This is a genomic window from Dickeya chrysanthemi NCPPB 402 (assembly GCF_000406105.1).
Taxonomy (GTDB): Bacteria; Pseudomonadota; Gammaproteobacteria; order Enterobacterales; family Enterobacteriaceae; genus Dickeya; species Dickeya chrysanthemi.
On sequence record NZ_CM001974.1, the window covers coordinates 2842933 to 2862267 of the forward strand.

The 19335-nt window shown below is 54.0% G+C and carries 18 protein-coding genes; 2 read left to right on the forward strand and 16 right to left on the reverse strand.

From position 1 onward, the window contains the following. Nucleotides 1–90 precede the first annotated feature (90 nt). The 15 genes from DCH402_RS12690 to yceD all read right to left on the reverse strand — a co-directional run bounded on the left by DCH402_RS12690 (nt 91) and on the right by yceD (nt 13806). Nucleotides 91–1152 (reverse strand): malate/lactate/ureidoglycolate dehydrogenase, encoded by a 1062-nt coding sequence (locus DCH402_RS12690; protein WP_040001420.1) that lies wholly within the window; start codon nt 1150–1152, stop codon nt 91–93. Nucleotides 1153–1454: 302 nt separating this feature from the next. Further along, nucleotides 1455–2888, reverse strand: a complete 1434-nt coding sequence (gene ptsG / locus DCH402_RS12695; protein ID WP_040001422.1) for a PTS glucose transporter subunit IIBC — start codon at nt 2886–2888, stop codon at nt 1455–1457. Nucleotides 2889–3205: 317 nt separating this feature from the next. Beyond that, nucleotides 3206–4000 carry a metal-dependent hydrolase gene (locus DCH402_RS12700; RefSeq protein WP_040001424.1) on the reverse strand — a complete coding sequence of 265 codons (795 nt, stop codon included), beginning with the start codon at nt 3998–4000 and terminating at the stop codon, nt 3206–3208. An 18-nt stretch (nt 4001–4018) separates the two neighbouring features. Continuing rightward, the gene (gene holB, locus DCH402_RS12705) at nt 4019–5029 is read right to left on the reverse strand and encodes a DNA polymerase III subunit delta' (protein ID WP_040001425.1); all 1011 of its coding nucleotides are present in this window, start codon (nt 5027–5029) and stop codon (nt 4019–4021) included. A gap of 7 nt (nt 5030–5036) precedes the next feature. Continuing rightward, nucleotides 5037–5684 (reverse strand): dTMP kinase, encoded by a 648-nt coding sequence (gene tmk / locus DCH402_RS12710; protein WP_040001426.1) that lies wholly within the window; start codon nt 5682–5684, stop codon nt 5037–5039. Further along, a complete protein-coding gene (gene mltG, locus DCH402_RS22375; protein ID WP_040001427.1) occupies nt 5677–6708 on the reverse strand; it encodes an endolytic transglycosylase MltG in 1032 nt (343 codons plus the stop codon). Before mltG ends, tmk begins: the two co-directional genes overlap by 8 nt. A gap of 6 nt (nt 6709–6714) precedes the next feature. Further along, a complete protein-coding gene (gene pabC, locus DCH402_RS22380; protein WP_040001428.1) occupies nt 6715–7518 on the reverse strand; it encodes an aminodeoxychorismate lyase in 804 nt (267 codons plus the stop codon). Between the two features lie 140 nt (nt 7519–7658). Next, entirely contained in the window at nt 7659–8897 is a 1239-nt protein-coding gene (gene fabF, locus DCH402_RS12725; protein WP_040001431.1) for a beta-ketoacyl-ACP synthase II, read from the reverse strand. A gap of 82 nt (nt 8898–8979) precedes the next feature. Further along, complete coding sequence (gene acpP / locus DCH402_RS12730; RefSeq protein WP_012765204.1) at nt 8980–9216, reverse strand: acyl carrier protein; 237 nt, start codon at nt 9214–9216, stop codon at nt 8980–8982. Nucleotides 9217–9370: 154 nt separating this feature from the next. Continuing rightward, entirely contained in the window at nt 9371–10105 is a 735-nt protein-coding gene (gene fabG / locus DCH402_RS12735) for a 3-oxoacyl-ACP reductase FabG (protein ID WP_040001433.1), read from the reverse strand. A 13-nt stretch (nt 10106–10118) separates the two neighbouring features. Further along, entirely contained in the window at nt 10119–11048 is a 930-nt protein-coding gene (fabD, locus tag DCH402_RS12740) for an ACP S-malonyltransferase (RefSeq protein ID WP_040001434.1), read from the reverse strand. 19 nt (nt 11049–11067) lie between these two features. Further along, a complete protein-coding gene (locus DCH402_RS12745) occupies nt 11068–12018 on the reverse strand; it encodes a beta-ketoacyl-ACP synthase III (protein WP_040001435.1) in 951 nt (316 codons plus the stop codon). 6 nt (nt 12019–12024) lie between these two features. Next, nucleotides 12025–13071 carry a phosphate acyltransferase PlsX gene (plsX, locus tag DCH402_RS12750; protein WP_040001436.1) on the reverse strand — a complete coding sequence of 349 codons (1047 nt, stop codon included), beginning with the start codon at nt 13069–13071 and terminating at the stop codon, nt 12025–12027. 26 nt (nt 13072–13097) lie between these two features. Further along, nucleotides 13098–13268, reverse strand: coding sequence for a 50S ribosomal protein L32 (gene rpmF / locus DCH402_RS12755; RefSeq protein WP_012769343.1), 171 nt, complete (start codon nt 13266–13268; stop codon nt 13098–13100). A 16-nt stretch (nt 13269–13284) separates the two neighbouring features. Then, nucleotides 13285–13806, reverse strand: a complete 522-nt coding sequence (gene yceD / locus DCH402_RS12760) for a 23S rRNA accumulation protein YceD (protein WP_012769342.1) — start codon at nt 13804–13806, stop codon at nt 13285–13287. A 160-nt stretch (nt 13807–13966) separates the two neighbouring features. On the opposite strand from yceD, the gene DCH402_RS12765 reads away from it, so the two are divergent. Further along, a complete protein-coding gene (locus tag DCH402_RS12765; RefSeq protein ID WP_040003578.1) occupies nt 13967–14551 on the forward strand; it encodes a Maf family protein in 585 nt (194 codons plus the stop codon). 64 nt (nt 14552–14615) lie between these two features. Here DCH402_RS12765 and rluC read toward each other — a convergent pair whose 3' ends face one another. Then, a complete protein-coding gene (gene rluC, locus DCH402_RS12770; protein WP_040001438.1) occupies nt 14616–15578 on the reverse strand; it encodes a 23S rRNA pseudouridine(955/2504/2580) synthase RluC in 963 nt (320 codons plus the stop codon). Nucleotides 15579–16157: 579 nt separating this feature from the next. Here rluC and rne point away from each other — a divergent pair. Further along, nucleotides 16158–19334 (forward strand): ribonuclease E, encoded by a 3177-nt coding sequence (gene rne / locus DCH402_RS12775; protein WP_040003580.1) that lies wholly within the window; start codon nt 16158–16160, stop codon nt 19332–19334. The last annotated feature ends 1 nt before the right edge of the window (nt 19335 follow it).

The window sequence follows — 19335 nt, forward strand, 5'->3', positions numbered from 1 at the left end:
CTCTTGCGCGATGCGGCTTGCAGTATGAGTGATAAATCCAATACTTTTCAACTCCCTATTGTCGGCGCTTGCCGTGCTTTGTCACCGGCGTTACACCGCGAAAAACGACGCCGACATTCCCAGCGAACATCCGGCATCGGTAATTTTCCGCCACTCCCCCTCGGAAATGGCGATGCCGTCAGCCAGTCGTTGCCGGCTGACCTGTCGCTCCGGTTCCCCGGCGACCAGAATCGGTACGGCCGGGTCCGACACCCGCGACGCACGAACGTACGCCAACATGGCATCATACTCCTGTTGCAGCCACGCCATCCCCACCAGTTTCGTCGGGTCAATCAGGATTGTAGTCATATTGTTCACGATGGCGCCTTCACGCGGATTACCCGGATGAATAGTGCCGCCGCCGGAAAGAATGCCCGCCAGTAACTCGGCGGCCAGAATCAGACCACCGCCCTTGTGACGCGCAATCGGCAACAATGCGCCGGTTTGCTCACCTTCCCACATCACCCGAGGATCGGCGCTCGGGCGACCGTCACGATCCAGCATCACCGGTTCATCAAAGGTTTTCCCTGCCAGCCAGGCGACGCGCGTTTTACCCAGCGCCACCATGCTGGTGGCGAAATCCAGAATAAAATCAGGGTTGTTATCACTGCCCGGAAACGCAATACAAATCGGATTGGTGCCAAAACGGGCATCGCTGCCGGAAAACGGCGCCACTAACGGCGCGATATCACTGACATTAACGAAATGGACAGAAATCAGGCCAGCCTGCGCCGCCATTTCACCATACGTCCCGATCCGCCCCAAATGACAGGTTGACGACAGCGTCATCAGGCAAACGCCGGTGGTTTTCACGCGAGCGATCGCCGCCTGCATCGCTTCACGGCCGGTGCGCTGCCCAAATCCGCGATCGCCGGCGAATTGCAGTATCGCACCGCCATCCTGCACCAACCGGGCCGGCGTGTTGGGATGCATGGTGCCTGCGGCGATAAAGTTAACGTATTCCGGCAACATGCCGACGCCATGACTGTCATGCCCTTTGAGGTTCGCACCGACAAGATGGTGCGCCACGCACTCGGCTTCATCGTGATCACATCCCGTATGGCGTAACAGCTCATAGGCTATCTGCGTTAAACGCTCAGCTGAAATCTGCATCCTGTTCCCTCGAAAAAAGTGATGTTGTGATACGCCGCTGATGGACGATGTTGTTATTCCAACGAATGTTGTTATTCCAACGATATTGTTGTTCCAACGATATTGTTATTCAGTGCGGCGGTGATTATCGCGCCGTCGCCATGACAACGGAGGTATCGCGCACGACAGCGTCAATCATCCTACTGCCGAACTTCCTGCGAAGGGAAACGATTCTGCCTTGGCCGGCGGAATTCAGGATGTAAAAAAGGGGCCGTAGCCCCTTTTCGTCAACTCCCGGTCATCCGTCACGAGTGACGGAGATATCAGTGGTTACGGATGTAATCATCCATATCGGTTTTCAGGTTGTCGGACCGGGTACCGAAGATGGCCTGAACACCAGAACCCGCAACGACCACGCCCGCCGCACCCAGCTTCTTCAGCTCGGCCTGGTCAACCTTGGCTACATCGCTCACGCTAACACGCAGACGAGTGATGCAGGCATCCAGATTGGTGATGTTGTCTTTACCACCGAACGCAGACACCAGAGACGCCGCCATTTCAGAACTCTCCTGGGTAGTCTGTTCAGCCGCAGACTCTTCACGACCCGGCGTTTTCAGATCCAGTTTGGCGATCAGCACGCGGAATATCGTGTAGTACACCGCGGCGTAGCACAGACCAACAATCGGGAACAGCCACAGTTTGCTGCCGTTGCCGCTCAGCACGATGAAGTCGATCAGGCCGTGAGAGAAGCTGGTGCCGTCGCGCATGCCGAGCAGGATACAGATCGGAAACGCCAGACCGGCCAGCACGGCGTGGATGACATACAGAATCGGCGCCACGAAGATGAAGGAGAACTCGATAGGTTCGGTAATACCGGTCAGGAATGCGGTCAGCGCAGCGGAGATCATGATACCGCCCACTTTGGCACGGTTCTCCGGTTTAGCCGAATGCCAGATAGCCAATGCGGCAGCCGGCAAGCCATACATCTTGAACAGGAAACCGCCGGACAGTTTGCCCGCCGTCGGGTCGCCCGCCATATAGCGCGGAATGTCGCCGTGGAACACCTGACCAGCGGCGTTGGTGAATTCCCCTACCTGCATCTGGAAAGGTACGTTCCAGATATGGTGCAGACCGAACGGCACCAGGCTACGTTCAACAATACCGTAGATACCGAACGCCAGCACCGGGTTCTGGTAAGCAGCCCAGTGTGAGAAAGCCTGAATCGCGCTCCCTACCGGCGGCCAAATGAACGACAGCACAACACCGGTGATGATGGCGGTCAAACCGGAAATAATCGGTACGAAACGTTTACCGGCAAAGAAGCCCAGGTATTCCGGCAGCCGAATGCGGTAAAAACGGTTGAACATGTAAGCGGCAATCGCACCGGCGATAATCCCCCCCAACACGCCGGTATCGGCCATGTGGTTAGCGGCGATATCTGCCGGCGACATATGCAGCACCAGCGGCGCGACCACAGCCATGGTTTTCACCATGATGCCGTAAGCCACCACCGCAGCCAGCGCAGATACGCCGTCATTATTGGTAAAGCCAAGCGCCACGCCAATGGCGAAAATCAGCGGCATATTGGCAAAAACCGAATCGCCCGCCTGCGCCATCACGCTGGAAACCACTGCCGGCAGCCAGCTGAAGTTGGCCGACCCGACGCCCAGCAGAATACCGGCGATAGGCAGCACGGACACTGGCAGCATCAGCGATTTACCTACTTTTTGCAGGTTTGCAAATGCATTCTTAAACATAATAGAGAGTGCTCCTGAGTAATAGTGCTTCTACTTCTGATAGTTCGCATGAAGGTGGGGAGGTCATCCTTCACGCGGTCGGGATGTGATATGCATCCTCATTAATTTTTACGCAGAGTAAAATAAATGTTGCACCAAATGTTTGATAGCAGTCACGTTTCAACTCATGGGAAACCCACGTTACTATCAGAAGTCTTATGGTTTGTGATCTAACGCTAAAAACAACCCCAGCCACAGTGCCGATGAAACAGAAAATAGCAGGGGTTATTAGCGATTAATTACGAAGCCAAAAAAAACTCGCGTATTCTCAACCAGGATCAGGCCACGGTCAACCGTGCTGCATCAATATGGAATAACCGAGCAAAATTTTCGGTGGTGGTGGATGCCAGCTGTTCGAGACTGACATTTTTGAGGATAGCCAGATATTCAGCCACATCACGCACATAAGCAGGCTGGTTTTCCTTGCCGCGGTAGGGAACCGGCGCCAGCCATGGAGAATCCGTTTCGATCAGCAACCGATCTAACGGTACGTAACGCGCAACATCGCGCAATGCATCCGCATTACGGAAGGTCACAATCCCGGAAAAAGAAATATAGAACCCCAGATCCAGCAGTTTCTCCGCTGTTTCCCGATCTTCGGTAAAACAGTGCAGCACACCGCCGCATTCATCCGCTTTTTCTTCCCGCAGAATAGCCAACGTATCTTCACGGGCGGAACGCGTATGCACAATCACCGGCTTGTTCAACGCACGACCGACGCGGATGTGCTCACGAAACGACGCCTGCTGCTGAGGGATGGTCTCCTGCTGATAATAATAATCCAACCCGGTTTCCCCCAATGCGACGACGGACGGCAATGCAGCCAGCGCACGCAACTCGTCAACATCGTACGGTGTTTCCTGGCTGAGCGGGTGCACGCCGCAGGAAAAGGCCACATTATCACGCTCGCCAATCAGTTCGGTCATGGCGCGAAATCCCGGCAACGTGGTAGCGACCGCCAGAAAAAAGCCCACATCGCGCTCAAGGGCTTTGTTTAGCACGTCAGAGACATCTTTGTGCAACGACTGATAATCCAGACCATCAAGATGGCAGTGGGAATCAACTAACAACATAATCAGGAATTCCGGTATTCAGGAAAAAGATGACGGCACCGGCAGCGTGGGAGACGACAACAGCGTCTCCCACGCCAGCAACAGCTCCGTTAATAATAACTCACGGTTTACACCCGTCACCGCTAACAATTGGTGTCTGCAGTGCAACCAACGCCGCAGGCTATGGTGCAGGCGAGTATCTCCAAGCTGGGATGCCAATTGTGCTATCAGCAGCGCCTGATCCTGGTTGGTTCGTTGCTCAGCAGCCTGATAACGCCATTTCAGCGCATCCATAAACAGTGTACTGATCCAGTGGATCCGACGATCGGCATCATCATGATTTAGCACGGATAGCAATGCCAGCGCATCGCCAGATTGCAGGCTTTGACTTAACTGCCGGCAGACCATTTGCCGTGCCGCCCAGCACTCTGGTTGCAGCAAGGCGTCAGCCGCCAGCGGCGCTCCCGCCGACAGCCGCAACGCCGTCTGTAGCGCAAGGTCATCATCATGCCCGCGTGTACGCAGCCACTGCATCCCTTGCGGCTCAGTCGGCACATCCAGGTACAGATGCAGGCAACGGCTGCGCAGCGTCGCCAGCAACTGACCCGGTTCGCGGCAGCCCAACAGGAAATAGGTTTGCGCCGGTGGCTCCTCCAGCGTTTTCAACAGCGCATTGGCCGCCGCCTCCGTCAGGCTTTCTGCCCGCGGCAACCAGATAACCTTGGCGCCGCCCTGACGTGAACGCTGGTACACCCGTTCCAGCACCTCACGCACCGCATCAACGCCCAGACTCTGTTTGCCTTTTTCGGGGATGAGAGTATGCCAATCCGGATGCGTGCCGGCGTTCATCAATTCACAGGCGTGGCAATGTCCGCAACTTTTGGCGCCTTCCGGCTGCCGGCACAATAACCAACGGCTGAATGCATACGCCAGCGAAGCATCGCCCATGCCATCGATCGCATGCAGCAGCAACGCATGATGACCGCGTTTCGCCTGATGCGACGCCAGCAACTGCCGGTAAGGCGCGTTCAGCCAGGAGTACCACTCCATTAACGACTCACTCCCCTCGCCCGTGCTGCCGCTGCAGCCAATCAGACAGAACCTGACGAATATCGGCGTTAACCTGAGCCAATTCGCGGGAGGCATCAATCGTCACGATAGCGGCATCGGCCGCCGCCAACTGCTGGTAACGAGCACGGGTACGTTCAAAAAACGCCAGCGACTCTTGTTCGATGCGATCCAGCTCGCCGCGCTGGCGCGCGCGCTTAAGCCCCAGATCAGGCGGGATATCCAGATACAGGGTCAGGTCAGGACGAAAGTCGCCCAGCACGGTATCCCGCAACGAGGTCATCAGATGTGGGTCGATCCCGCGTCCACCGCCCTGATAAGCCTGAGAAGAGAGATCATGCCGATCACCCACTACCCAGGCGCCGCGCGCCAGTGCCGGACGAATCACGTTCTCCACCAGTTGCACGCGCGCGGCGTACAACATCAGCAACTCCGCTTTATCTGTTAACGTTTCCCCTGCCACACCTTGTTTGATAAGCGTACGTAATTTCTCCGCCAACGGCGTACCACCGGGTTCGCGGGTAAAAACGACATCATGAATACCAAACGACCGCAGTGTTTCGACGACGACGGCATGAGCGCTGGTTTTGCCCGCACCTTCCAGGCCTTCAATCACGATAAATTTACTGTTATTCATTCTTTTCCTTTCCGGCGGCGGCAGCCTGCGCGGAACGATATGCCTGCACGGCGCGATTATGATCGTTCAAATTAGACGTAAATGTGTGCCCACCTTTACCATCGGCCACAAAATAGAGATAGTGGGTTTTCGCCGGATGCGCCGCCGCCTCAAGAGACGCCTTTCCCGGCATGGCGATCGGTGTGGGCGGCAGCCCGCTAATCACATAAGTATTGTACGGCGTAGGGGCATCCAACGCACTGCGGGTAATGACGCCGTTATAGCTATCACCCATGCCATAGATCACCGTCGGATCGGTCTGCAACCGCATCCCGGTTCGCAGTCGGTTGATAAATACCGATGCAACCAATGGCCGCTCATCATTCACTGCGGTTTCTTTTTCAATCAATGATGCCATAACCAACAGCTCTTCCGGGGTTTTATAAGGCAATCCCTCATCACGGGCACTCCAGACACCGTTAAGCACTTTTGCCATCCGCTGATGTGCTCGCTGCAAGATAGACTTATCACTCATCCCGGCCGTGTGAAGATAAGTGTCCGGGTAAAACCAGCCTTCAGGATTGGGCTTGTCTTTCAACCCTACGGCATCGGCGATCTCCTGGGAGGTTTTATCCTCCAGCGTATGCCTGAGATAAGGTGCCGACTTCAACGTTTCCTGCCAGTCCTTCAAACGCGTGCCTTCCACAAATCGCACCGCGAACTGCGCTTCCTTACCGCTGGCCAACAACGCCAGCATGTCGCGCACCGTCATGGTAGGCATCAACCGATAAGTTCCCGCTTTGAACGTCGCCAGTTCAGGCTCCAGATACAGCAGCCCCGAAAACCACCGACTCTCGCTTATCACCTGCTGTTCTACCAGCAGCGCTTGCAAACCTTCACGACTCGTGCCGGCAGGGAGAGTAAAAATGGTTTCCTGTTTGATAGCCAGCGGCGAAGCAGCAAAGTGCTGTACTTGCTTCCACCCGCCCCAGACTACGATGACCAGCAGAACAATAACCCCAAGAACCCACTTTGTTCTCTTCATAACACATCATGACTCACAGTTAGGGCTCAGAAAGTCATATAACTCTCGTGAGCGATAACACCAGGTATGCGCCTGATTCACGGGTATCACCGGCATCAGCGCGTTACATACCAGCACTTCATCAGCATCCGCCAGTACGTCCAGTGATGCGGACACCACATGGAGCTCAAACACGGAGGCCTGCAACAACGCCATAATATGTCGGCGCGCCACACCGTCAACGCCGGAAAGCGCGATATCCGGCGTAAATACTCGCTTTCCCTTGCGCCAGAATAAATTAGCCGCACAGCATTCCACCAGCGCCCCGGAAGTGTCAAGCACCAGCGCTTCATCCGCACCGGAGCGTTCAAGATGCATACGAATCAGCACTTGTTCCAGCCGATTGAGATGTTTGATTCCCGCCAGCCAGGCATTCTGCGCCAGCGGTACCGGGCTGAGCGCTAATTGGATACCATCCTGACGCCACCTGGCATACTGCGACGGATAAGGCGCCTGCATGACGATACGCACCGGTTGTTGACACCCTGCCGGGCTGTAGCCGCGGCCACCGTTACCCCGGCTGATGATGACTTTTACCACACCCTCGACACAACCCGCAGCGGCCTGTTGCATCTCTTCACGCAACAGTGACCAGTCGACATCAGGCAGCAGCAACTTTTCCGCGCCTTGCTGCAAGCGTTGAATATGACGTTCGAGCCAGACGATTTGGCCTTCCACCACTCTTGCCGTGGTAAAACAGCCATCACCAAACTGCACACTGCGATCCGATACCGGCAGTTGCTGCTCCGCTTTTCCGTCAATCCACCACATATTCGTCTCCCCAGTCAGAGTGCAAGCCTGTCAATCATTGGTGCGTCCGGCAAGCAGCAATATCCTATTTGACAGACAAAAAAAAGCCCGGCAGAACCGGGCTCATTATTAAAACATCACATCAAAATTAAAGCATCACATCAAACTTTACGGAACACCACAGAACCGTTGGTTCCGCCGAAGCCAAAGGAGTTACACAGCGTGTATTCCATGTCGGCAACCTGACGCGCTTCGTGTGCCACAAAATCCAGATCACAACCCTCATCCGGATTATCCAGGTTGATGGTTGGCGGAACGGCATTATCACGCAGCGCCAGAATACAGAAGATTGACTCTACCGCACCCGCAGCACCCAGCAAGTGACCGATCATGGATTTGGTTGAGCTGACCAACACCCGGGTATCCGCACCGAAAACCGATTTCACCGCGTGAGCTTCAGCCTTATCGCCTGCCGGCGTTGAAGTGCCGTGCGCGTTGATATATCCGATTTTTTCTGTCGTGATACCGGCATCACGCAAGGCATTTTCCATCGCCAGGGCCGCTCCGGCACCGTTTTCCGGCGGCGACGTCATGTGGTAGGCATCGCTGCTCATGCCGAAACCGACGATTTCGGCATAGATTTTCGCTCCGCGCTTTTTAGCATGCTCATACTCTTCCAGTACCAGAATGCCGGCGCCGTCGCCTAATACAAAACCATCGCGATCTTTATCCCACGGACGGCTTGCCGCCTGTGGATTGTCATTACGGGTCGACAAAGCACGCGCCGCGCCGAATCCACCGACGCCCAGCGGCGTACTGGCTTTTTCAGCCCCGCCGGCCAGCATAACATCGGCATCGTTATACGCGATAATGCGCGCAGCGTGGCCGATGTTATGCACACCGGAAGTACAAGCGGTGGCAATCGAAATGGTAGGTCCACGCAGACCGAACATGATGCTCAGGTGCCCGGCGACCATATTCACAATGGTTGACGGTACGAAAAACGGACTGATTTTACGCGGACCACCATGCATCAGCGCGCCATGGTTTTCCTCGATCAGCCCCAGACCACCAATACCCGACCCGATAGCAGCCCCGATACGACCCGCATTAGCTTCTGTTACCTCAAGGCCTGAGTCCTGCATGGCCTGAATGCCTGCTGCAATTCCGTATTGAATGAAGGCGTCCATCTTGCGCGCTTCTTTGCGCGAAATGAAATCTTCACTGTTAAAGTCCTTTACTAAGCCAGCAAAACGCGTTGCATAGGCACTAGTATCGAAATGATCAATCAGGCTGATACCACTCTGACCGGCAAGAAGAGCATTCCAGGTTGACGCTACTGTATTGCCGACAGGAGATAACATGCCCAGACCAGTCACAACTACTCGACGCTTAGACACGCTTATCCTCCAGGGAGGGAAAAAAATGATACTGAGGTAGAAGAAAACTTAGGCGGTCGAGCGACCGCCTAGATATGTTCGATTACTGCTGGTTAGCCTGAATGAAATCAATAGCTGCCTGAACAGTCGTGATTTTTTCAGCTTCTTCGTCTGGAATTTCGGTATCGAATTCTTCTTCCAATGCCATTACCAGTTCAACAGTGTCAAGAGAATCAGCGCCCAGGTCATCAACGAAAGAGGCATTGTTCACGACTTCTTCCGGCTTAACACCCAGCTGTTCAACGATGATTTTCTTAACGCGTTCTTCGATAGTGCTCATACTCTTAAATTTCCTATCAAAACTCGCTTTCGCGATGGTTTTCGTAGTGTATAAAATGTTGAAAAAGATGCAACAAAATCAATACTGGTCGAACCAAGATTTTGTGCTTTTTGCAGTTTTCGCTGCAAATTAACGCAAATTACGGTGTTACTTATCAGATCATATACATGCCACCATTGACATGCAATGTTTCGCCAGTAATGTAACCTGCCTCATCAGAGGCTAAAAACGCTACAGCACTGGCGATTTCTTTAGCATCGCCCAGACGATTGGCCGGAACATTCGCCAAAATGCCCGCACGTTGTTCCTCTGTCAATGCCCGAGTCATATCGGTTTCGATGAAGCCAGGCGCCACCACGTTAACGGTGATACCGCGAGACGCCACTTCCTGAGCCAGTGATTTACTGAAACCAACCAACCCCGCTTTGGCAGCGGCATAGTTGGCCTGACCAGAATTGCCGCGGGAACCGATCACGGACCCTACGGTAATGATGCGACCAAAACGTTTTTTCATCATGGCGCGCAACACTGCTTTGGACAGCCGGAAAACGGAACTCAGGTTGGTATCCAGTACTTCCTGCCAGGCCTCATCTTTCATACGCAACATCAGATCATCGCGCGTAATCCCGGCATTGTTCACCAGAATATCAATATCGCCGAATGCTTCTTTGATGCTGGCCAAAACGCTTTCTATTGAGGCACTGTCCGTAACGTTCAACGCATAACCTTTACCTTTCGGCCCCAGCCATGCGCTGATATCCGCCGCCCCTTTCTCACTGGTGGCGGTACCGATTACGGTGGCGCCGCGGGCAGCCAACGTCTCGGCGATAGCCCGGCCAATACCACGACTAGCGCCCGTCACCAGGGCAATTTTTCCTTCAAAATTCATTATCTTCACCGTTTTACTGTTCAAGCGCTGCTGATAAGGAAGCAGGATCATTAATCGCCGTCGCCGTGAGGTTGTCGACGATTCGTTTGGTCAACCCGGTCAGTACCTTGCCTGGGCCAACCTCTAGCAGGGAAGAGACTCCCTGCGCAGACATGTATTCGACGCATTCCGTCCAGCGAACCGGATTATGCAGTTGGCGCACCAGCGCGCTGCGGATGGCTTCCGGCGCAGATTCAGCGCGCACATCCACATTATTCACTACCGGCACGTTCGGTGTGTTGAACGTGATAGCCTCCAGCGCCTCCGCCAGCTTACGTGCTGCCGGTTCCATCAACGCACAGTGAGACGGCACACTGACCGGCAACGGTAAAGCACGTTTCGCACCCGCGGCTTTACACACGGCACCGGCACGTTCAACGGCTTCTTTATTACCGGCAATCACTACCTGACCCGGCGAGTTGAAATTGACCGGTGAAACCACCTGGCCTTGCGCAGCCTCGGCACAGGCAGCAGCAATCGCGTCATTATCAAGACCGATGATAGCATACATCGCACCAGTCCCTTCCGGCACGGCTTCCTGCATCAGCTTACCGCGCAGCTCAACCAGACTAACCGCCTGTCTGAAATCCATAACCCCGGCACAGACCAGTGCGGAGTACTCTCCCAGACTGTGGCCCGCCATTAACGCCGGCAACGGGCCGCCCTGTTGCTGCCAGACACGCCAAAGCGCGACTGAGGCGGTTAATAAAGCCGGCTGGGTCTGCCAGGTTTTATTCAGTTCTTCCGCCGGCCCCTGTTGGGAAAGCTGCCACACGTCATATCCCAACACCGAGGACGCTTCATCAAACGTTTCTTTGATCAACGGAAACTGTTCGGCCAGTTCAGCCAACATACCGACAGACTGAGATCCCTGACCGGGAAATACCATTGCAAATTTCGTCATAGTAATACGTCCAGATTAATCAAAAACGAATCAGAGCGGAGCCCCAGGTAAAGCCGCCGCCAAATGCTTCCAACAGAATCAACTGTCCACGTTGAATCCGCCCATCACGAACGGCCTCATCCAGCGCCGAAGGGACGGACGCGGCAGAGGTATTGCCATGGCGATCGAGCGTGACGACCACTTTATCCATCCCCATACCTAATTTTTTAGCGGTAGCGCTGATAATGCGCAAATTCGCCTGATGGGGAACCAGCCAGTCGAGCTCACTTTTATCCAGGCCGGACGCATCCAGCGTTTCTTCTACAATGTGGGCCAGTTCTGTTACCGCAACTTTAAATACTTCATTACCCGCCATCGTTAAATAAGCAGGCTGCGGTTCATGACGATCCGCATGAGGCAGCGTCAGAAGATTGCCATAGCTGCCATCGGCGTGCAGATGTGTAGAAAGAATACCCGGCTCGTCCGAGCGGCCTAACAGCACGGCGCCGGCAGCGTCGCCGAACAGGATCAACGTGCCGCGATCAGCCGGATCCAGTGTTCTTGATAAAGCATCTGACCCGATGACCAGCGCATATTCCACCGCACCGCTTTTCACATACTGGTCAGCCACGCTCAACGCGTAGGCAAATCCGGCGCAGGCGGCTGCAAGATCAAAGGCGATCGTATCTTTGATACCCAGCATCTGCTGGATTTGGCAAGCCGAACTGGGGAACGCATGGCTGGAAGATGTCGTCGCTACGATCAGCAATCCCACCCAGCTCTTATCGACGTCTGCCATTTCAAGGGCGTTCTGCGCAGCGCGATACCCCATTGAAGCAACGCTTTCATCCGGCGCAGCAATGCGACGTTCACGAATACCGGTACGTGTGACGATCCATTCATCCGACGTATCCACCATTTTTTCTAAATCAGAGTTCGTTCTGATTTGTTCGGGCAAATAACTTCCCGTTCCGAGAATCTTTGTATACATGTACGCTTAGTCACTCTTGGGTAATACAGCCTTTAGTCGCGACGCAATCCGTTCCGGGAGTTGCCGCTGCACCGTCTGCATCGCCTGTTCAATCGCTACAGCAAACGCATTTTGGTTCGCAGCACCGTGGCTTTTTATGACAGTTCCACGTAATCCTAACAGACATGCACCGTTATAGTGGTCAGGGTTCAGGTGTCCGAAACGCCTGGCCAGACGTCTTTGCAGCCAACGCCCTAAAAATTTCAACCACCATGGCTGTGCTTGCCTACTTTCGCCCCTAACGGACGTCCCCTTCAGGAGAGACAGAAACATTCGCACTACACCTTCCATAGTTTTTAATGTGACGTTACCTACAAAGCCGTCACAGACCATCACATCCGTTTTGCCGGTCAGTAATTCGTTACCTTCCAGATAACCGATATAGTTAATCGAAGGCATCATTTTTAATTGCGCTGCTGCATCCCGAATACTGGCAAGCCCTTTGCTTTCTTCTTCACCGATATTCAGCAACGCCACGCGCGGGTTCGATAATCCGAGCACTTCTTCCGCCATGACGGACCCCATCACGGCAAACTGGACCAACATCGAACTGTCGCAGTCAACATTCGCCCCTAAATCCAATACGACGCTTTTGCCATGTTGCTGATGAGGCAGCATGGTCACCAGCGCCGGGCGATCAATCCCCTCAATGGGTTTAATCAACAGTGTCGCCAATCCCATCAACGCGCCGGTATTACCTGCACTGACACAGGCTTGCGCCCGTCCTTCCCGGATCAGCTCCAGAGCAATGCGCATAGATGTCCCCCGGCTCGAACGAATAGCCTGAGACGGGCGCGCATCGCCAGCAATGACCGATTCAGCTGGCACAATTTCCAAACGGGAAGATAAAGAAGAATCGACTTTGGCAAGTAATGGAGTAAGCGCGGAAGGATCGCCAACCAACAGCAAATGGAGGTCTGGATTAGAAGCCAGTGCCTGCAACGCTGCAGGCACTGTAATGCGGGGACCAAAGTCCCCGCCCATTGCATCTAACGCCAAGGTTAGGCGCGTCAAAGTGTTTCCTTGCTAAATCGCAAGAATTACTTGGCAACAACCTTGCGACCGCGGTAGTAACCATCCGCAGTGACGTGATGACGCAGATGTGTTTCGCCGGAAACTTTATCTACGGATACAGCGGAAGTGGTCAGCGCATCGTGAGCACGACGCATACCACGTTTGGAACGGCTAGGTTTATTCTGTTGTACGGCCATGGACCTTACTCCTTAATTACTTACGCTTTAAACTGGCTAATACGGCAAATGGATTCGGTTTTTCCGCCTCAGCGGGCAACTGACCAAACACCATATCCGCTTCGGACACTTCACAGTGTTCAGAATCATGCACCGGCGCAATGGGCAAAGAGAGGATAAGCTCATCTTCAACCATCGCCAGCAAATCAACCTCACCGAACTCATTGACTTCGATAGGCTCATAAGCTTCCGGCAAGGCTTCGGCCTGCTCATCACTGATGACCGGGCTAAAACAGAACGTGGTGTGGACCTGATGTTCGAAAGGCTTGCCGCAGCGCTGACACAGCAACGTCACCGTTACATCAGCCTGTCCATCAATCACCGCCAGCCGCTGGCTGTCAATGCTGAACGACAGCGTCGCATTCACATCGCTGTCCACACTAACCACTGAGTCGGCAACACGCATCGCCTGTTCAGCCGTATAGACACCAACATAATCTAAACGCTTTTGAGCAGTGCGAACCGCATCAAGGGTTAAGGGTAATTTTACCTTTTGCATAGGGCGCGCATATTAACGTCGTAACGACGGAGAGTCAAAGAAAAAGGTGGCGAGGTCAGTACTTTCACCCAAATTTGCTTTCGCACACCCCAATTCGCTTCCTGAGCGACAAGCAGTTTAAAATGCATTCCCTGATTACGCTATGGCCTGGTTTAAATTTATGTCCCGGATTGTGCTCGCTTCCACGTCTATTTATCGCAAAGCTCTACTGGAAAAATTAGGATTGCCGTTTGTATGTGCCGCACCTGATATTGATGAAACGCCTCATAATGGTGAAAATGCCGTCTCGCTGGTTCGCCGACTGGCTATCAGCAAGGCGCGAGCACTGGCCAGCCGCTATCCGAACCACCTTATTATCGGTAGCGATCAGGTCTGTGTACTGGAAGGAACGATTACCGGAAAACCTCACACGCTGGAGAATGCCATACGTCAGTTGCAACAAGCCAGCGGGCGATGCATTACCTTTTATACCGGCCTGGCGTTGCTCAACAGCGCAACAGGCCGCGTGCACTGTGTCGCAGAACCATTCGATGTGCATTTCCGCCCACTCAGCATTCAGGAAATCGAGCGTTATGTGGCGATTGAACATCCGATTGACTGCGCCGGCAGCTTTAAAAGCGAAGGCCTTGGCATCAGCTTGTTCGACCGATTATCCGGCCGCGATCCCAATACCCTGATAGGACTGCCGTTGATTACACTGCTGGAGTTATTGCGCGAGGAAGGTGTGAATCCTTTATTGCCTTGAAACCGTGTTGCCTTGAAAACCGTTGCGCACGCCTCACCGTTGTCAGGCCGGCGTGCGTACAAGGTTATTTCGGGTTCTGTCGCTGCCGCAAAACCTGCAGACAATGGCGCAAAGCCTCATCAAGCGGCGCTTCAATACGCAGTATCTCTCCGGTATGAGGGTGTTCGAAACGTAATGCCTGCGCATGGAGAAACAGGCGTTTGAGCCCAGTCCGCGTCAGTTGCGCGTCAAAATCGCGATCACCATACCGATCGTCAAACGCAATCGGGTGACCGGCATACTGGGTATGTACGCGAATCTGGTGGGTTCGGCCGGTTATCGGGCTGGCGCGTACCAGTGTGGAGCAATCGAATCGTTCCTCCACCTTAAACAAGGTTTCCGACGGTTTACCTTCACTGTTAACCCGCACGATACGCTCACCGCTTTGCAACACATTCTTCAGCAACGGTGCCTGCACGGACTTACAATGTGACTGCCACTGCCCACGAACTAACGCCAGATAGTCCTTCTGCATGCCTTTAGCGCGCAGTTGCTCATGCAACGCACGCAGCGCCGAACGCTTCTTGGCCACCAGCAACACCCCGGACGTATCGCGATCCAGACGATGTACCAGTTCCAGAAAGCGTGCTTCAGGACGCAATGCTCTCAGCCCTTCGATCACCCCAAAACTGAGTCCGCTACCACCATGCACGGCTGTACCTGACGGCTTATTCAGCAGCAACAGGTAATCGTCCTCATAAAGGATGCAATTTGCCAACGCCGAGACTTTATCCAGGCTGGCGGAAACCGCTGCCTCTTCACGCTCCGACTGGCGCACCGGCGGAATACGCACTTCATCGCCATCCAGTAATTTGTATTCCGGTTTGACGCGCTTTTTATTTACCCGCACTTCGCCTTTACGCAAAATGCGATAAATCATGCTTTTCGGTACGCCTTTAAGTTGCGTACGCAAAAAATTGTCGATCCGCTGGCCCGCTTCTTCGGCGGAAATCGACAGAAATTGTACGGTTGGATTCTCTGTTTTCATGGAGGCGGATTCTAAAGAGCACACATCGATAGCGCCACATCTTTTTCTATGGTTAACTGTCAGTCTGGCTTATGAAGATATTGTTACTGTCCATGACCAGACTGGTTTCAGCATCAATCGGCATCAGTTTGATTAAAAACAGCACAATAAACTTTATATTGACAGGCAAAGTCACCTTGCTATCGACGTGTCAGCAATGGAATAATGCTTTGGCTTTCCGTGCTGATTTCCGGTAAAACAAGGGAAATTGCGGAATTATTATATTTGCCTGATTACTCATAAACGCAGCAATGGCGTAAGACGTATTGAATAATCAGGCAGTTAGCGAGCTGTGGTTTACAGCTTGGCCGGCATATGGAATCAGATCTGGCAACCTACTTTCAGAAGCTGTTCCCGCAGTAAACGTGCTGTATTTCATCAGAAAATACAGGCTACCGAAACATGCGCCTCTATGCAGGCGACAACCGTGAGGTTGACGCCCCTGCGATAAGACACGAGGCCATCGGTCCCTTCCGGTCATGCACCGCGTTCATCCGCAGCTCTATCAATAATGTAAGTAAAAATAACGAGTTAAGTACGATGAAAAGAATGTTGATTAACGCAACTCAGCAGGAAGAGTTGCGTGTTGCCTTGGTTGATGGTCAGCGGCTCTACGATCTGGATATTGAAAGCCCTGGGCACGAACAGAAAAAGGCAAACATTTACAAAGGCAAAATCACCCGCATTGAACCCAGCCTTGAAGCCGCTTTTGTTGATTATGGCGCAGAGCGACATGGCTTCCTTCCTCTCAAAGAAATCGCCCGCGAATACTTCCCCAGCAATTACAACTCTCACGGTCGCCCGAACATCAAAGACGTGCTGCGTGAAGGTCAGGAAGTTATCGTTCAGGTGGATAAAGAGGAACGCGGCAACAAAGGGGCTGCTTTAACGACGTTCATCAGTCTGGCTGGCAGCTATCTGGTGCTGATGCCAAATAACCCCCGCGCTGGCGGCATTTCCCGCCGTATTGAGGGCGATGACCGTACCGAATTGAAAGAAGCGCTTGGCTCATTGGAACTGCCGGATGGGATGGGGCTCATCGTCCGTACTGCTGGGGTGGGTAAATCCGCCGATGCGTTGCAGTGGGACCTGGCGTTTCGTCTGAAGCACTGGGAGGCTATCAAAAAAGCAGCGGAAGGCCGCTCGGCGCCATTCCTAATTCATCAGGAAAGCAACGTGATTGTCCGCGCGTTTCGTGACTATTTGCGCCCGGATATCGGTGAAATTCTGATCGACAATCCCAAAATTCTGGATCTGGCTAAAGAGCATATCGCTGCGCTGGGTCGCCCGGATTTCAGTAGCAAAATCAAACTGTATACCGGTGAAATCCCGTTATTCAGCCATTATCAGATTGAGTCGCAGATCGAGTCCGCCTTCCAGCGTGAAGTGCGTCTGCCTTCCGGCGGCTCCATCGTCATCGATACCACCGAAGCGCTGACCGCTATTGATATCAACTCCGCCCGGGCAACCCGCGGCGGCGACATTGAAGAAACTGCATTCAACACCAACCTGGAAGCTGCCGATGAAATCGCTCGTCAGTTGCGCCTGCGCGATCTGGGTGGTTTGATTGTCATTGACTTCATTGACATGACTCCGGTTCGCCATCAACGTGAGGTGGAAAACCGCCTGCGTGACGCGGTACGCCAGGATCGTGCTCGTATTCAGATTGGCCGAATTTCCCGCTTTGGCCTGCTGGAAATGTCCCGTCAGCGCCTGAGCCCGTCACTGGGCGAATCCAGTCACCACGTCTGTCCGCGCTGTAGCGGCACCGGCACTATTCGTGACAATGAATCGCTGTCGCTGTCTATCCTGCGCCTGATTGAAGAAGAAGCGCTGAAGGAAAACACCCAAGAAGTCCATGCGATTGTACCGGTGCCTATCGCGTCTTATCTACTTAACGAAAAACGTGACGCCGTCAATGCAATCGAAAAACGTCAGGGCGGCGTTCGCGCTATTATCGTGCCGCATGATGGTATGGAAACACCGCACTACTCTGTACTGCGCATCCGCAAAGGTGAAGAAAAACAGACCCTGAGCTACATGTTGCCTCAGTTACTGGATGCTGAATCTCAGCAGGCAACGGAAGAACAAGTCGCTGAACGTCGTGCACCAGAACAACCGGCGCTGGCTTCGTTCACTATGCCGGATATTCCGGCCGATGAAGCCAAGTCGACGACGGTGGTCACGGCGACTCCGCCTGTCACAGCCAAACCCGCTGTTCCTGAACGTGGTTTATTCGGACGTTTTATCGGCGCCCTGAAGGGGATTTTCGCATCATCTGACGACGGCAAAGACCAGCAGCCTGCCGATACCGCTAAAGCGGAATCCGACGAGCAGGAACAAAGGCAGGAACGTCGGAACAATCGTCGCCAGTCCGGCCGTCGGGATCGTCCTCGCGACAATCGCGAACCGCGTGAACGTGATGAGCAGCGTCGTAACAAACGCGTACAGCAGCAGAATGCAGACGTTGAAAACGCCCCTGTAGCAGATACGTCGGTTCAGGATAAAGCCGTACGTGATGAGCAACGCCGCGAACAACGCGCTGAGCGTCAACGTCGCCGCCAGGAAGAAAAACGTCAGGTGCAGGGTGAAGTCAAAGAGCTGAACAATGCCGCCGCCGAGACAGAAGATGCCGTTACCGAGCAGGAAAAACCAGCACAGGTAATGCCGCGTCGTCAACGCCGTCAGTTGACCCAAAAAGTAAGGATTGAAGAGAGTAACGCCATAGGAGAAGACGCCGGCGCAGCACCTCTTGCCGTTACGTACGCGCCGTCCTCTCAGGCAGAAGAAACGCAGGAGTCCGTTGCTCCGGTCACGGATGTCGCGGATACGGATAATGACGTTGCCGCAACGGAAAACAGCCGTGAAAATGGCTTGCCTCGTCGTTCCCGCCGTTCACCTCGTCATCTGCGTGTTAGCGGTCAACGCCGTCGTCGCTACCGTGATGAGCGCTACCCGACGCAATCACCGATGCCACTGGCGCAAGCTTCCGCCTCACCGGAAATGGCTTCAGGTAAAGTCTGGGTTCATTACCCAATCGCACAGCCGCAGCAGGCGGAATGGGTTGAAGAACGTACCGCTACGCCTGCCGACGATGTGCAGCATTCTGCCGCTCCGGAACTCACTGCGGCAGCGGTATTGACTGAGGTTGCGGATGCAACGCCTGCAAGCACTCCAGTCGTAGAAATACCGGCATCGTCTCCGACACAGCAGGAGACAACCGTATCCAGCAACGATACTCAGCCTGCCGAAATCAATGTGCCGGCACAGGAACAGATTCAGGAAGACATATCGACGTCGACGGAACCCCAGGTGCCAGCGCCTCAGGTCGTGGATAAGATTGCCGATGCTGAAGAAACGTCTGCTGATGCTGTTCCGGATAATGAGACCGTAGCCGACGGCGATGAATCCATGGCGGATCAGGTAGCTGAACAACCCCAGGTGACTGAGGCACCGGCACAGACTGAGGTCTCGCCCGTTGCCGAAGAGCCTGCCGTTGCACCGGCGCTTGTCGAGAGTGCCCCTGTTGTGGTAGCGCCTCGCCAACATCGCGCCACTGCACCAATGACGCGTGCACCGGCTCCGGCATACATTCCGGATGCTCCGCGCGTGAGTGACTGGCAACGCCCGGCGTTTGAGTTTACAGGCAAAGGTTCCGCAGGTGGTCATGCAGCCGTTAATCAAGCCAGCGCACCCGCAACCCGCCCTGTAGAATGAC